Origin of the sequence: Erythrobacter sp. KY5 (assembly GCF_003264115.1) — a bacterium.
Taxonomy (GTDB): domain Bacteria; phylum Pseudomonadota; class Alphaproteobacteria; order Sphingomonadales; family Sphingomonadaceae; genus Erythrobacter.
In genome coordinates this window covers 1,778,041-1,791,018 of record NZ_CP021912.1, presented here as the reverse complement: position 1 = coordinate 1,791,018, position 12,978 = coordinate 1,778,041, and the positions used below count along the sequence as shown (strand labels likewise).

Here is a 12,978-nt window from a genome sequence, read left to right as displayed (position 1 = left end):
TCGCGATGACCAACCGCCGCTGGTTCGACTTGCACAGCTGGCTCGGCGTGATGTCGGGCTTGCTGCTTTTCGTCATCTGCTGGTCCGGCACCATGGCCACGATCAGTGGCGAACTCGACTGGCTGGCAAACCCGGACCTGCGCGTGACGGAGCAGGATAACCGTGCCGAATATCACGAAATCTACGATGCCGTAGAAGAAGCGTTTCCTGGATCAACAGTTTCGACTGTCAGGGAGCCGCTTTACGCCAATTTCGCGAGCGAGGTATACATCGATACGCCTCTTGACCAGCGGCGGCGGGTCTATGTCGATCCCTATTCTGCTAAGGTGTTGGGGAGCACGTCCTACTTCACCATCCAGCGCTTCTTTCGCAGCTTCCACATGAACCTGTTCGGACCTTTCAGCTTCGTGCAGGAAGACGGACTTGGCTACTACATCGTCGGATTGGTCGGCGTCTTGATGCTGGCTTCGCTCGTTACGAGCCTGTTTTTCTACAAACGCTGGTGGCGTCGTTTCTTCGAATTGAAAATCGGAAGCGGCGCGAAAGCGTTCTGGAGCAGCGCACACAAAGTGTGCGGCCTATGGAGCCTGTGGTTCCTGCTAGTCATCGGCATAACCGGAACGTGGTATCTCTATGAGCACAGCCGTCTGAGGCTGGCTGACGGGATAGCAGCTCACACAGATACGTTTGAAGGATCGGTACATCGGCTTCCTGCGCTCATCAGCGCCGAGGAAGCGTTGCCTCTCAAGACGCTGGTTGAGCGGGTGCAGTCGGAAAGACCTGGTTTGCGGATCAAGTCGATACGGCCGAACAGCGAAGGATACTTTTACGTCGAGGGGCAGGATGGAGACATTCTGGTCCGTGACCGGGCCAATAAGATGTATCTCGACCCGGCAACCGGCGGAGTCGTTTTCAGTCAAGAAGCGACCGATCTCTCGGCTTACTGGTATTTCTCGGACATGGCCGATCCACTGCATTTCGGAGATTTCGGCGGACTATGGACCAAGCTGATCTGGGTGATCTTCGGTCTCGGCCTGTCGGGCCTTGCGCTGACTGGCACGTGGCTGCACGTCAAACGACTTCGGCGCGACCGATGGGGGCGTGCGCAATGGACTGGCACCCTCGCTGCGGTAGGACTAACATATGCTATTCTCGGCGTGTCTGCCTGGCATGGGATACATGAGATCAAAGACTACGGTCCGATTATCGATGGTGCGCAGCAATGGCCGATGGCACCGTTTGGTGTGTGGGCTGTGGTGGGTGCATGGGTCGCGCTGACCGCCACGATCCTACTCATATGGACGGCGATGCTCGTACGAGCACTGCGCCCCACCTAATGAGCATGAGCCTGATGATCGGTCTGCAACTGCATCAAAACTCATCCCAGCAGAATAGATGCTAAAATGAGCGAAAATCACCTGACCTGGAAAAAGACGGCTTTCAAGGGAGCGTAGCTGAAAACCGGACAGTCGGTTTACCACGTTCACCGCACCGCCGAGCTGCGTCGAGCCGTAGCGAAGGCCGTTAGCACCCTTGAAAACCTCGATATAGCGAATGGTCAGGGGATCGACTTCCTGGAACTCGGTATTGCCCGCTGCGCGGCTTATCGGAACGCCATCACGTAGGATCATCAACGTCTCGTATGGGACAGCCGGGAGAGGTCGCCGCGCTCGCCGCTTTCTTGGCAAGCGATGAGTCAAGCTACATGAATGGTCAGATCATCGCAGTCGATGGAGGGTACAGCGCATAGGGCGCCTATCTTCGCCAGAGCGGATACGTCGTATGAGCCCTTTTTTCTGCAGTCGGTTAAGTGCGGCGGTCATGGCTCCAGACGTCAACAACACCGAATGAGCCAGTTTAGTCGGCGAAGCTAGAGGTGGCCTCCAATTAGACTCGTCGCTGCATGACGACCTGCCTGGCAAATGCATCTTAGCGCCGTGCCGGCATTGGAGCCCTGTGCCAGCACGAGTCTAGAGCGAAAATAATGGCGGACCCGAAGTTGAGTCCGCCAAAATTTCAATTACCGACGTGCTCGCAGGGATGGCCCTCGAAGCGCCAGCTTGTGCGATCTCTGCGTCAGTCGGTCTACGATAGCATCCGCCAAGTGCGGAGAATCTAGGTAGTTGTGCCATTCGGAAGGATCGAGCTGACCAACAATCAAGGTCGATCCGTTGTCGCTTCTGCCATCCAAGAGCTCAAGCAGATCTTCTTTCGCATCTTCATTGATGGGTGCGATACCAAAATCATCCAAGATCAACAGCGACACCCTGACTAGCGACGCTCGGAGTTTCGCGATTGAACCATCGTGATGGGACAAACGCATCTCTTCGAGCAGAGGGTTTGTTCGGAAGTACTTTACCGACAGTCCTTTGTTGACCGCCGCCACGCCAAAACAACATGCCAGCCAAGTTTTCCCGGTCCCGGTCGCTCCCGAAATCAACAGGTTGTCGGTATGCTCGAACCAGTCACACATGAGCAATTCTGCAATCTGTGATTTGTCGAGCGCCCTCTCACCACCAAACTGGATGTCTGCCGGGTCGGCAGACTTGTGCTTGAATTTCGCTTGGCGAAAGAGCCTTTGGCGGGTTCGCGTTTGCCTCTCGAGCTTCTCACTAATCGCAAGATGCTCGAGCCGATCGACAAACGCCATCTCCGCATAGGCCGTCGAGGTGCTTTGCTGATCGAGAGCTGCATACATGCCGTCGAGGCGCAGTTCACGAAGCGACTGGCGGACTGATTCCAAGCTCATGCCGCATCTCCCTGTCCGCTCTAGTAATCATTACCCCTGACGTTCTTGTCTGGAGAGAATTTGCCGGAGGTCCGGGATCCGATCGGAGAGGACTCGATCCCGCGTTCAAGTACGTTCTGAACGTGTTCAAAACGCAGATCATTGGAACAGACGGCTCTGACACACGCCAGCTCAAACCTTCCCCGGGAATGGATGCGCGGCAGGTCCTTGATCCAAGCGGTGCGTCGGGATCGTTGCTGCGAGGTCACGTCTTTTGCCATTTCGACAGCGGCAAGTTGGCGGACGGCAATATCGTAGGATTGTGCCCATTTCTCGAGATCGGCCTCAGCCCGCGCTGCATGAGCGATCGGCCTGTGTTGAGGGTCCGTGTGGCGCTTGCCAACTTGGTACAACCTTGGGTGCACCGCGACTTCACGGCCGTTCAAAGATATCTCAACCGTCTTTTCGCTTGCCCGCAGCGAGACTTTTCTACCGATGTGCTGATGAGGAACCGAATAGTAGCAGCCCTTCCAGTTCACATGATAATCTCGACCAACTAGTGCTTCGCCCCTCATTTCGGCAGGCACAAAACGGTCTGCAGGTAGTGGTCGCAGATGGGATTTCTCTTCGGCCTCGAAGAGCGAACGGCGACTGTGGCCATTAGCCCGCCGTAGAATGCGCGAATTCCAATTTTCGACAATCTCGGTGAGCGCTTGCCTAAGTTCGGGAAGAGAAGACAAAGGTCGGTTTACAAACCTGAGGCGTAGGCTGCGTTGTATCAGCTTCACAGAATTTTCGACCGCAGATTTATCTTGCGCTTTCCTAACGCGAGCCGGAACAACTCCCATACCGTAATGGTCGGCAAAAGCTTGGTAATCCACCTGCACCCGGGGCGGGCCGAATCGAGGGCGAGAGACGATCGCAGATTTCAAATTGTCCGGCGTGATGACGATCGTTGTGCCACCAAAATACTCAATCGCATCGACGTTGGCGACAATATGCTCGCGGACCTTCTGCGACCGCGTAATTGATGCGTGGATCAGCCGCGAGAAAGGTAATGTGGCAACGAAAAGTTGGAATTTGACGATGTTGGCAGGCTCGAGATCTCAAGCCTGAGGTTCATAACCAGCAAAGTCAGTCTGCATCGCATACGCAGGCGGATGATCGAGACTCATCACGGGGTCGAGCGTCGCAATATGATCTTTGATTCGTTTGCAGTAGGTTCGGTACGTCATTGCCCGGCCAGGTTCGGCGTTTTCGACGTAGCGATTGTGCGCCTCGATACGGCTGAAACCTTGTCGCAAATATGCCACTTCAGCGTCCCAGTCAGGTTCTTCGAAGAAAAGATGAGCACTTCGTGTGGAGCCGAACTCCTGCATCAATTGATGATCATCCCAACTTTCGATCATCCCGCGGTTGATCGATTTTTTATCGATGATCGCCATCGCCCGTCGGACGGTATGGTGGGACATGTTGCGTTGGGCGGCGATTGCATTGGCCGATAGACGACCTTCAAGGACTTGATAAAGCATTGCACGATATGGGTGCATTTTTTGTCTCCCGTTGCGCCGGCTGTCGGCGCGCAGAATCTTTCTCCGAACTCGGAGGTTGCATTTTCGAAATTTTGGGAGCAAATTGACGTTGCTACGCGATCAATCGCACAGAGGCCTCACCATCGCGGTGGGGCCTTTGCTTTTCCCGAGAATATCGCTTGGGGTTACCTCATGCTCTCGTCTCCTTTTCTAGCTTGGTAAGCCATTCGGCCACGTCTTTGGTGAAGGCGTAGGTTCCGCGCCGGTGTTCGACCTGGAACACCTTTACTCCTAGCTGACCACGAAGTTTTGCTTGCCGAAACGCGTTCGCGTTGCGGAAGCCCAGAGTTCTCCAAAGATCTTCTCCGCTCAAAAGTGGGCCGTGATCTCTGATGAGCTGCTGTGCGCTGCTCGGTTCCATTCTCGATCCCTCAGACTTGTTGCGGCCAGTAATGCCATGTTGCTCGCAGTACGATTCTCAAACTGCTGGCACATCTGACAGACTAGCACTACTGCCCGAAAAGACGCCTTTTCTGGACAGTAAAGCTGACGCAGATCAATGTTGCCCGACCCACGCGCGAGAGGCCCCGGTCGCCCCAAGAAATACTCCATTCTGGGCATGGTATGGTTCCACACAGCTCTGTCGGACGCGGAATGCAGCCCCTACGCTTTCGCTCACAAGATCCTCCGCGATCCCGATCAGGAACGGAAGTGCTACCGCTATGCCAAAGGCGAACGGGTTCCAGACTTCTCAAAACCTCGCGGCTTTCCCGCAAAAGTCGAAAAGCTATATCCAAGAGCCCGCGAAGTTCGGACCAGCCCGATCTGGCGCGTTTTGAAAGGCGAGAGCATCAAGCGATCGCAGTTTCTCGAAGCGATCAAAAAACTCAGCGTAGAAACGAGCACCATCGTGATCGGAGGAGGCTTTGGCAGGGCCAGATCACAAAACGAAGACGATTGGACACTTACGAAGAAGTTCGATCAGCTGAGAGGTTTTCCGACGTTTGACACACTTCAGGCAATCATTCTGATGATCGGCGAAGCAGAGTTTCTCATCGATGAGGACCGTCGGAACAGGATATGCGAATTCTATCGAGAGATGATCCCTGATTTCATCTTTCACGGGTCAATCCCTTGTCAGGAAGAGCTGTTCGACGCCATCGACGAAATTGCCTGGGTCCGCGAACGCCCAAAGGGCAATTTGGTCAAGCATCGTTTCAGGTCTTGGCGAAGAGAGCTGCCAAGGGTTGAAGAGCTTCGTAAGGAAGAAGAAGGCACCGTCGTGAAGTGGCGGGATATCGGTGCGAGGGGTTTCAAAGGGTAGTCCAGAACAGGACTACCTTTCCATCGTCCCGACCACCTCAATCCGGCCGTCGAGTTGGTCAAAGCGCCAAGCTCCTGGCATGTCGTGGCGTTCGCCGTCGCTACCTTCGATTGTGACCGTCGCTTCGCAGTTTTCGCCTGGCATTGGCGATGCGGGTGCGCAGCTTATGTCGCGAGCTGAAATGAACTTTGAACCCGCAATATACTCTGCCTCTTCCTGCTCAAAGCGCGCATTCTGCGCTGTTTCGCGCGCACCATCAGCCAACTCATTATCCGTCCCCAAGCGACGAGCAATGCCTGCCGATCGCTCTGCACTCCGCTCGAAACTTTCTGCATGACGCTGAAGGAATGCAGCCCGTTCCAACTGCGCTTGCTGCTCGACAGGCCACCGCCGTTCGATAGCGGCCTCATAGTCGCTGTCGGTAGGGCCGCATGCCGCGACGAGAACCACCGAGCCAATGGCGAAAGCCCCCCTCATTGGGCGTCTCCTTCATCCGCGATGGGCTGCACCCGCGGAGAGAATGTCTTGAACTGCCGCTGATCTCTGCCTTCGAACTTCAGAAGCTTGAAAGGCGCGCCGGTTTCCTGATCGGCGAACTCAAGTTGGCGATCGTTGTGAAAGGCGTTGATATACAGGTTGGCACTGCGAATCTCGTTCATGCCGTTCGCGACCAGAGCCTGCACGATGCAGTCGACCGCGTCCTGAAATTCATGCGGGCGGTACTGGCCGCTCATCTTGATCCGCATGTCGTCGTTACTCCCTGACCAGCTTTCAAGCCGGGCCGTAGTAACATCCGAGACTGAGTCCGAACGCGCTGCCGTCTTTAGGCAGGGCCCTGGACATGCACGACAGCGACCCGGCCAGTTGCACTGACCAAGCCTCAGTCGTTCAGCGGAGATACTACGCTCCGGGCCGCCATTTCTGCGGCTATGTCCAAGCTATTGCACCGGCACGCTGATTTGTCATCCCCGCTCGATTGGCGTTCGGCGATTGTTCCCCAAGCATGGCTTCGCTAGTGATTGTGCAGAATCTGGATCAACGGGGAATTCATGCCGATATTGTCGTGGCTTACGCGCGAGCAGGATGTGAAGGCGGCGGACAGCGTTCCGTATCGCCTGCTCGAGCGGGACGATGCGCTGTCCCACGGCGATCCTGATAGCGGCAATATGTTGATCCAGGGCGACAACCTGGAAGCGTTGAAGGCGCTGCTGCCCTATTATCGCGGGCAGGTGAAATGCATCTATATCGATCCGCCCTACAACACGCGTTCGGCGTTTGAACACTATGACGACAATCTGGAGCACAGCCGCTGGCTGGCGATGATGTGGCCCAGGCTCGAAATGTTGCGGGAGCTGCTTGCCGAGGATGGCAGCATTTGGGTGTCAATCGACGACAATGAGGGTCACTACCTCAAAGTGATCATGGACGAGGTATTTGGGCGCGAGAATTTTGTTGCGTCGTTTGTGTGGGAGCGCGATGCCGGTGGGCGAGGCGATGCTGCTGTCTCTGTTTCCCACGATTATATCCATTGCTTCGCACTAAATCGAGAAATTTGGGACAAGAAGCGTAATCTCTTACCTCGGACTGAAACACAATCAGGCCGCTTCAAGAATCCGGACAATGACCCGCGGGGGCCTTGGCGCCAAGGTGACGATGGGACCGCGAAGAGTGGCACAGAGAAGCAGCGGTTTCCAATTACGCTGCCATCCGGAAGAGTCGTTCGACCCAAGCAGGGGCGATACTGGGCCTTTTCGAAGGAGACATTCGAGAAGGCAAGGAAGGAAGGGCGCGCCTACTTTGGCAAGGATGGGAACCGCCTTCCCCTGATCAAGCGCTACCTCGACAAGGTACGTGATGGGGTCGCTCCCAGAACCTGGCTGACTGCCGATGATGTCGGGACAAATCAAAGCGCGAAGCGCGATCATCTCCGCAAATTGCTGCCAAATCTCGACTCTTTCGATACACCGAAGCCTGAGGGGTTAATGGAGAGATTTATCCATGTTGCCACCAACCCTGGCGATGTCGTCCTCGACTCATTCCTCGGATCTGGCACAACTGCCGCCGTCGCGCACAAAATGGGCCGTCGCTGGATTGGCGTCGAGATGGGTGATCATGCTCACACCCACTGCGTCCCTCGTCTCAAGAAGGTCATCGAAGGCGAACAGGGCGGGATCAGCGAAGCGGTCGAGTGGAAAGGCGGTGGTGGCTTCGCGTTCTACCGCCTTGGTGGCGAGGTATTCGCCCCCGACGGCACCATCGCTCCGGGCATCAAGTTCGCACCGCTCGCCGCGCATATCTGGTTCGCCGAAACTGGCACCCCGATGGATGGCCATGCGACGACACCGTTCCTCGGCGCGCATGACGGCACTGGCATCGCGCTGCTCTACAACGGCATCCTTGGCGACAAGAGCGTGGCAGGGGGTAACGTCCTGACCCGCACGACGCTCGGCATCATCCGGGAGGCAGCTGGTGACTTTGGGGGCCAGCTGATCGTTTATGGCGAGGCAAGCCGGATCGGTCCCGACGCGCTGAAGCGCGAAGGCATCACCTTCAAACAGACCCCCTATGACGTGAAGGCCCGCTGATGCAGCTCAAGACCTATCAGCGCGAAACGCTGGGCACGCTCCGCCGCTTCCTGCGCGATGCGCGGGTGCGCGGCCCCAAGGCAGCCTATGAAGCGATCACGTCCGAGCCGGATCAGGCCAAGCGGCTGCGCGGCTATGGCGGCAGATACACACCGCTGCTGGGCGATGAAGAGCTGCCCTATGTCTGCCTGCGCCTGCCCACCGGCGGCGGCAAGACGATCCTCGCCGCGCATTCCATCGCTGCAGCTGCCGAGGAGTATATCGGGCAGGAATTCCCGATGGTGCTTTGGCTGGTGCCGTCGACCACGATCCGCAAGCAGACCGCCGAAGCGCTGCAGAACCCGCGTCATCCCTATCGCAAGGCGCTGTCCGAGCATTTCGGCGAGCCGGTGCGGGTCTTCGATATGTCCGAATTCCTGCGCCTGCGCCCGCACGATATCGGGCGGCACCTGTGCGTGTTCGTCGGCACGATCCAGAACCTGCGCGTCAGCAACACAGATGGGCGCAAGGTCTATGATCATCAGGAGGATCTGGAGCCGTTCTTCACCAAGGTGCCCAAGCGCGCGCCGGGACTGGAGCCGCTTGGAGAGGATCTTGCAAAGAAGGTCGGCGGCGATCCCGCCGATATCCGCTACAGCTTCGCCAATTTGATGCACCTCCATCGCCCGCTCATGATCGTGGACGAGGCGCACAAGGCGGTGACCGGTCTTTCGCGCGAAATGCAGTCGCGGGTAAACCCTGCCGCTGTGATCGAGTTCACCGCGACGCCGCAGAAGAAGAGCAACATCCTGCACGCCGTGAGCGCGCTCGAGCTCAAGAACGAGCAGATGATCAAACTGCCCGTCCAGTTGGGCGAGCACCAGACATGGCAGGGCGCAGTGACGGCAGCCATAGCCAAACGCGCAGAGCTGGCCGAGGAAGCGGAGAAGGACCGCGAGGGGTACATCCGCCCCATCGTGCTGTTCCAGGCGCAGGACAAGGGCCAGGAAGTCACGGTTGAGGTGCTCAAACAGCACCTGATCGACGTGCACCGGATCGATGAGAGCAGTATCGCCATCGCGACCGGCGAACAGCGGGAGCTCGACGGAATCGACCTGTTCGATCCTAATGCCGATCCGTTGATCGAATATGTCATCACCAAAGAGGCGTTGAAGGAAGGCTGGGACTGCTCCTTCGCCTACGTGTTCTGTTCAGTCGCCAACATCAAAAGCTCGACTGACGCCGAGCAGTTGCTCGGCCGCGTGCTGCGTATGCCTTACGCAACGCGGCGCAAGTCGCCGAAGCTCAACAAGGCTTATGCTAACCTCGTGAGCAAGAGCTTTGCCGACGCGGCTACGGCGCTGCGCGATCGCTTGGTCGACATGGGTTTCGAGGAATCCGAAGCGGAAGAGAACATCGAAGCCGATCCGCAATTTGGCGGCGATGATCCCGACGATCTGTGGGCTCCGCGACGCAGGCCCAAGCCATCGGTACGGATCGAGGTCGAGGCCAGCGACGATGAGCTTTCGAAGGCCCGCGAGGTGGCATCAGACAAGATCGCCGTCACGAAGGATGAAGAGGGCAAGGCAACCATCGTCGTCACTGGCTTCGTCCGCGACGAAGAAATCGAGCAGGTTGCAGCTGCCCTTCCCCAAGCGGCCGCCAACCGGGTCCGTGAGGATGTTGCGAAGTACAACGCCGAGCATGCCCACAAAGCTTCGCCTGCCGAAAAGGGCGAAGAATTCGTCGTACCGGCCCTTATGGCTCATGTGCAGGGCGAGTTGGTGTTCGCCGACAGTGAGCGGTTCGCCGAGTATTTCGACTGGTCGCTGAAAGATGCTCCGGTCCAGCTCGGCAAGGACGAGTTCGACGTCAACGCGACCGAGGACGGTTTCGAGATCGATCTTGATGGCAATAACCTGACGCTGAAGCCGACAGACCAGTCCGATCAGTTGCTGCTCGACATCGAAGTGGATGGCTGGAGCGAAGCCAGCCTGGTGCGTCTGCTTGCCAAACAGGTCCGGGCGGACGACGTGCCTGCCAGCGAAATGCTCGCGTGGTTGTCGTCGGTCGTGCAGCACCTGACCGGCGCACGCGGGCTGCCGCTTGCCGCGCTGATGCGATGCCGGTTCATCCTGGCGCGCAAGCTCAAGGACAAGGTCGATGCGCTGCGCAAGGCGGCTCGAGAGAATGCATACCAGACTTGCCTCTTTGCTCCGGACGCCGAGGTGGAGGTGTCCTTCGATGAAGGCTTCCGCTTCTTCGATGGCATGTTCGACGGTGTGCCAAGCTACCGCGGAACCAGATACACGTTCGGAAAGCACTTCCTCGGCCCACACCGGGTCCCACGCTTCGATGGCAAAGGCGATGACGGCGCTGAGGGCGAGGAGTTCAAGGCGGCGCAGCTGATCGATTCAATGACTGAGATCGAATATTGGGTCCGCAACGTCTCACAGCATCCGAATGCGTTCCGCCTTCCGGTCGCCGGTGGCTGGACCTACCCGGACTTCGTCGCAAAGCTGAAGGACGGACGACTTCTCGTAGTCGAGTACAAGGGCGGGCATCTCGTCGCTGACTCAACTGAAAAGCGCGCCGTTGGCGAGCTGTGGCAATCTCGCAGCGGCGGCGATGGGGTGTATGTCTTTGCCGAGAAGGATGTCGACGGCAAAGACGTGAGGGAGCAAATCAGAGCACAGCTCTGAACCACCGACACCTCGCGCCTCTTTACCTGCGCAAACCAGCTGCTAACAATCAGCCAGAACCTTTCACCTGCTCGGTCGCATCGCCCAGGCTCCGCGATCGACAGGATACGTGTGCTAAAACGAAAGGTTCTATCTCATGAAAAGTCATGCATGTTTCCGCGTTTCAATCGACGGAGTCGCTCAGGATTTCGCCAAATTCGCCGAACTGGCCAAGACCCGCACATTTGAGATTTACGACCGCGGCAAGGTCGAGGTGATGCTTGTTCGGATAGAGGCAGTGCCCGAATGGCATCGGCAGCTGCAGGTGAATGTGCCGACCGAGTTGCTTTCCGATGAAGAACGGGACACCTTCGCGGCGGAATCCAGGCGGCTCAAGCGGTGGATCGAAGAAAACGGTGACGTCTGGCCGGACGAAATTGAATGAGACCGCCATTGGCCCGTTTGGCTTCCGCTGAGCGGGCCGATACGGCGGTCGACATGACGGCGTGACACCACAACGTCGGTTATTGGAGATACGTGCCGTCAAGCACGAGAGCTAAGGTCCGTTAAAGCTGCCAACAAGCAACCGTCCGGGTCACGCGCACCATCGTACCACTATCGGCGGCACCAATGGCAATCAGAATGTACCGACTGTCTGCGCCGGACGTGAGGCATAACAATCGTCACAGAGACTTTGTGAACGACTTGTAGGTAGTCGTGTCTATCTTGAGCGCTTCGGCAGCATCCCGGATTTGCGGATGATCGAAGGCTGCGCGACCGCGACTATAGGTCTGCGAGTTACCCTCTATTTGTTCGAGCAACTCGACCATCGTCGGCTTGGTGAATTTGGCAAGGGAAGGCTCAATATAGCTGGTGAAGCGCCGATCTGCAGCATCAAAGCTTCCGCTTCCGCCATAGATCTTCACCGCAATACGAAGGGCGTCCTCGATCTCGTTCTCGGCTTCCGCAGTTTTGAGCAGTGCCAGCCAAGTTGCCTCATCGAGCTTAGCCAAAATCTTCGTATCAAGAGCGTTGAGAGCGCTGAGGTGGCTCGACATATCTGCAGTCTTGAAGCGCGCTTTAGCAAAATTGTTGACGTCTGCTGCCAATCGCCCGTCAATGAGGACGTGGGCCGCAGGGTCCAGCGATGCATAGAGTTCGGGATGGTCCGCCAGAAATTCGATTAGCGCGTCGAGCGGCTCCGCATCGGGCCCGACATTGCTAAACGCGGGTCGTTCTCCATCGATCATGGTCCGTATCGAAGCGGGATTGCGGCCATAGAGTATCGCCAACGCATCGAGATTGATCTGGCGATTAGCTTGAGTCTCTGTGTTGTTAAGTTTGAAGCAAAACTTCCAAAGTGCACGAAATAGCTCTTGCTCGATTGCTTGAGGCATATTCGGCAGATATCGAGCCTCGAGGTATGCTTTGAGCTTCTCACGCGAAATTAGTACCGCCTTGTTTACTGCGATGTCTTCAACCAGCGTCCCGACAATGCGCTTCGAAAAAAGCGCAGGCTTAAGTAGGAGCCCTTCGAGCGCCAGTCGGATTTGAGCACGCGCGTCTTCCTTATTCGGCCGGAACAATAAATGAGCTCCAGAAAGCACGGGGTGCGCCGACAAATGTCGGAGCTTTTGAAGATGCTGCAGCTGGGCGTGCTCAGATATTTCAAGCATCTTGGTTCGCTTCGCGACCTCGTCTAGCAGATATATTTCCCAGTCTGGGCTGGTTGGATTGGCCTGCCGCTTGGCTTCTACATCTTTGAGAAGCTTGCCTGCCGAAGCGTCGCCATAGAGATCACGGAGAGTCTGAAGCTTATAGATGAGATCGCAGACGACAACTGTCCAAAGCATCACCAAACAGCTGCGATAACATTCGTTCGAAAAGGACCGCGACACCTCAGAGAAGTACGTCCGAGTGCGCGGATCAACAATGCGGTCTGCGGCTAGGTCGATCGAAAAGCCGGTCATTCTGATTCCTCAAAAAATACAAAGAACGGTGTGCGATCACAGACACCTCGATTATCGCAACCATTCCATTAAGCGTAGCCCGGAGTAGTGAGAATATTGCCATGAAGTGAGATAGCGGGTTGTTTGCAGGTCCTCTTCAAGAGAAGTGGCCTCTCAAATGGGTTCTCGAGCTGAAAATA

The 12,978-nt window shown here is 56.8% G+C and carries 15 protein-coding genes; 6 read left to right on the top strand and 9 right to left on the bottom strand.

Features of this window, described 5'->3' with window-relative positions; all coding sequences use genetic code 11:
* Positions 1–5 precede the first annotated feature (5 nt).
* The gene (locus CD351_RS08445) at positions 6–1,337 is read left to right on the top strand and encodes a PepSY domain-containing protein (RefSeq protein ID WP_111992244.1); all 1,332 of its coding nucleotides are present in this window, start codon (positions 6–8) and stop codon (positions 1,335–1,337) included.
* Here the strand turns inward: CD351_RS08445 and CD351_RS15875 are convergent.
* Complete coding sequence (locus tag CD351_RS15875; protein WP_199797868.1) at positions 1,290–1,631, bottom strand: TonB-dependent receptor plug domain-containing protein; 342 nt, start codon at positions 1,629–1,631, stop codon at positions 1,290–1,292. The genes CD351_RS08445 and CD351_RS15875 overlap by 48 nt on opposite strands.
* Positions 1,632–1,642: 11 nt before the next feature.
* Between CD351_RS15875 and CD351_RS08435 the strand changes: the two genes are divergently transcribed.
* Complete coding sequence (locus CD351_RS08435; protein ID WP_111992242.1) at positions 1,643–1,750, top strand: SDR family oxidoreductase; 108 nt, start codon at positions 1,643–1,645, stop codon at positions 1,748–1,750.
* Here the strand turns inward: CD351_RS08435 and CD351_RS16095 are convergent.
* From CD351_RS16095 to CD351_RS08410, 5 genes are all read right to left on the bottom strand, one after another.
* A complete protein-coding gene (locus CD351_RS16095) occupies positions 1,719–1,928 on the bottom strand; it encodes a MarR family transcriptional regulator (protein WP_111992240.1) in 210 nt (69 codons plus the stop codon). The genes CD351_RS08435 and CD351_RS16095 overlap by 32 nt on opposite strands.
* Positions 1,929–2,020: 92 nt before the next feature.
* Positions 2,021–2,749, bottom strand: coding sequence for an IS21-like element helper ATPase IstB (gene istB / locus CD351_RS08425; protein WP_111992238.1), 729 nt, complete (start codon positions 2,747–2,749; stop codon positions 2,021–2,023).
* 20 nt (positions 2,750–2,769) lie between these two features.
* Complete coding sequence (locus tag CD351_RS08420; protein ID WP_234027080.1) at positions 2,770–3,609, bottom strand: hypothetical protein; 840 nt, start codon at positions 3,607–3,609, stop codon at positions 2,770–2,772.
* 225 nt (positions 3,610–3,834) lie between these two features.
* A complete protein-coding gene (locus CD351_RS08415) occupies positions 3,835–4,260 on the bottom strand; it encodes a hypothetical protein (protein ID WP_111992235.1) in 426 nt (141 codons plus the stop codon).
* A 190-nt stretch (positions 4,261–4,450) separates the two neighbouring features.
* A complete protein-coding gene (locus CD351_RS08410) occupies positions 4,451–4,681 on the bottom strand; it encodes a hypothetical protein (protein WP_111992233.1) in 231 nt (76 codons plus the stop codon).
* Positions 4,682–4,819: 138 nt separating this feature from the next.
* On the opposite strand from CD351_RS08410, the gene CD351_RS08405 reads away from it, so the two are divergent.
* Complete coding sequence (locus CD351_RS08405; protein WP_162627666.1) at positions 4,820–5,584, top strand: hypothetical protein; 765 nt, start codon at positions 4,820–4,822, stop codon at positions 5,582–5,584.
* Positions 5,585–5,596: 12 nt separating this feature from the next.
* On the opposite strand, the gene CD351_RS08400 is transcribed toward CD351_RS08405, so the two are convergent.
* Together CD351_RS08400 and CD351_RS08395 are read right to left on the bottom strand one after the other, a co-directional pair.
* Positions 5,597–6,061 carry a hypothetical protein gene (locus CD351_RS08400; RefSeq protein ID WP_111992229.1) on the bottom strand — a complete coding sequence of 155 codons (465 nt, stop codon included), beginning with the start codon at positions 6,059–6,061 and terminating at the stop codon, positions 5,597–5,599.
* Positions 6,058–6,330, bottom strand: a complete 273-nt coding sequence (locus tag CD351_RS08395) for a hypothetical protein (protein WP_111992227.1) — start codon at positions 6,328–6,330, stop codon at positions 6,058–6,060. Before CD351_RS08395 ends, CD351_RS08400 begins: the two co-directional genes overlap by 4 nt.
* Positions 6,331–6,633: 303 nt before the next feature.
* Here CD351_RS08395 and CD351_RS08390 point away from each other — a divergent pair, with 303 nt between their 5' ends.
* The 3 genes from CD351_RS08390 (at position 6,634) to CD351_RS08380 (ending at position 11,274) form a co-directional block, all read left to right on the top strand.
* Positions 6,634–8,169: a site-specific DNA-methyltransferase gene (locus CD351_RS08390; protein ID WP_111992225.1), complete on the top strand. Its 1,536-nt coding sequence runs from the start codon at positions 6,634–6,636 to the stop codon at positions 8,167–8,169.
* The gene (locus CD351_RS08385; RefSeq protein WP_111992223.1) at positions 8,169–10,850 is read left to right on the top strand and encodes a DEAD/DEAH box helicase family protein; all 2,682 of its coding nucleotides are present in this window, start codon (positions 8,169–8,171) and stop codon (positions 10,848–10,850) included. Before CD351_RS08390 ends, CD351_RS08385 begins: the two co-directional genes overlap by 1 nt.
* 136 nt (positions 10,851–10,986) lie before the next feature.
* Positions 10,987–11,274: a hypothetical protein gene (locus CD351_RS08380; RefSeq protein ID WP_111992221.1), complete on the top strand. Its 288-nt coding sequence runs from the start codon at positions 10,987–10,989 to the stop codon at positions 11,272–11,274.
* Positions 11,275–11,512: 238 nt separating this feature from the next.
* On the opposite strand, the gene CD351_RS08375 is transcribed toward CD351_RS08380, so the two are convergent.
* Positions 11,513–12,799, bottom strand: a complete 1,287-nt coding sequence (locus tag CD351_RS08375; protein WP_111992219.1) for a hypothetical protein — start codon at positions 12,797–12,799, stop codon at positions 11,513–11,515.
* Positions 12,800–12,978 lie beyond the last annotated feature (179 nt).

Coding starts and splice junctions, on each gene's coding strand:
- CD351_RS08445 (WP_111992244.1), top strand. CDS start 6: ATGACCAACCGCCGCTGGTTCGACTTGCACAGCTGGCTCGGCGTGATG.
- CD351_RS15875 (WP_199797868.1), bottom strand. CDS start 1,631: ATGATCCTACGTGATGGCGTTCCGATAAGCCGCGCAGCGGGCAATACC.
- CD351_RS08435 (WP_111992242.1), top strand. CDS start 1,643: ATGGGACAGCCGGGAGAGGTCGCCGCGCTCGCCGCTTTCTTGGCAAGC.
- CD351_RS16095 (WP_111992240.1), bottom strand. CDS start 1,928: ATGCATTTGCCAGGCAGGTCGTCATGCAGCGACGAGTCTAATTGGAGG.
- istB (WP_111992238.1), bottom strand. CDS start 2,749: ATGAGCTTGGAATCAGTCCGCCAGTCGCTTCGTGAACTGCGCCTCGAC.
- CD351_RS08415 (WP_111992235.1), bottom strand. CDS start 4,260: ATGCTTTATCAAGTCCTTGAAGGTCGTCTATCGGCCAATGCAATCGCC.
- CD351_RS08410 (WP_111992233.1), bottom strand. CDS start 4,681: ATGGAACCGAGCAGCGCACAGCAGCTCATCAGAGATCACGGCCCACTT.
- CD351_RS08405 (WP_162627666.1), top strand. CDS start 4,820: ATGTTGCCCGACCCACGCGCGAGAGGCCCCGGTCGCCCCAAGAAATAC.
- CD351_RS08400 (WP_111992229.1), bottom strand. CDS start 6,061: ATGAGGGGGGCTTTCGCCATTGGCTCGGTGGTTCTCGTCGCGGCATGC.
- CD351_RS08395 (WP_111992227.1), bottom strand. CDS start 6,330: ATGCGGATCAAGATGAGCGGCCAGTACCGCCCGCATGAATTTCAGGAC.
- CD351_RS08390 (WP_111992225.1), top strand. CDS start 6,634: ATGCCGATATTGTCGTGGCTTACGCGCGAGCAGGATGTGAAGGCGGCG.
- CD351_RS08385 (WP_111992223.1), top strand. CDS start 8,169: ATGCAGCTCAAGACCTATCAGCGCGAAACGCTGGGCACGCTCCGCCGC.
- CD351_RS08380 (WP_111992221.1), top strand. CDS start 10,987: ATGAAAAGTCATGCATGTTTCCGCGTTTCAATCGACGGAGTCGCTCAG.
- CD351_RS08375 (WP_111992219.1), bottom strand. CDS start 12,799: ATGACCGGCTTTTCGATCGACCTAGCCGCAGACCGCATTGTTGATCCG.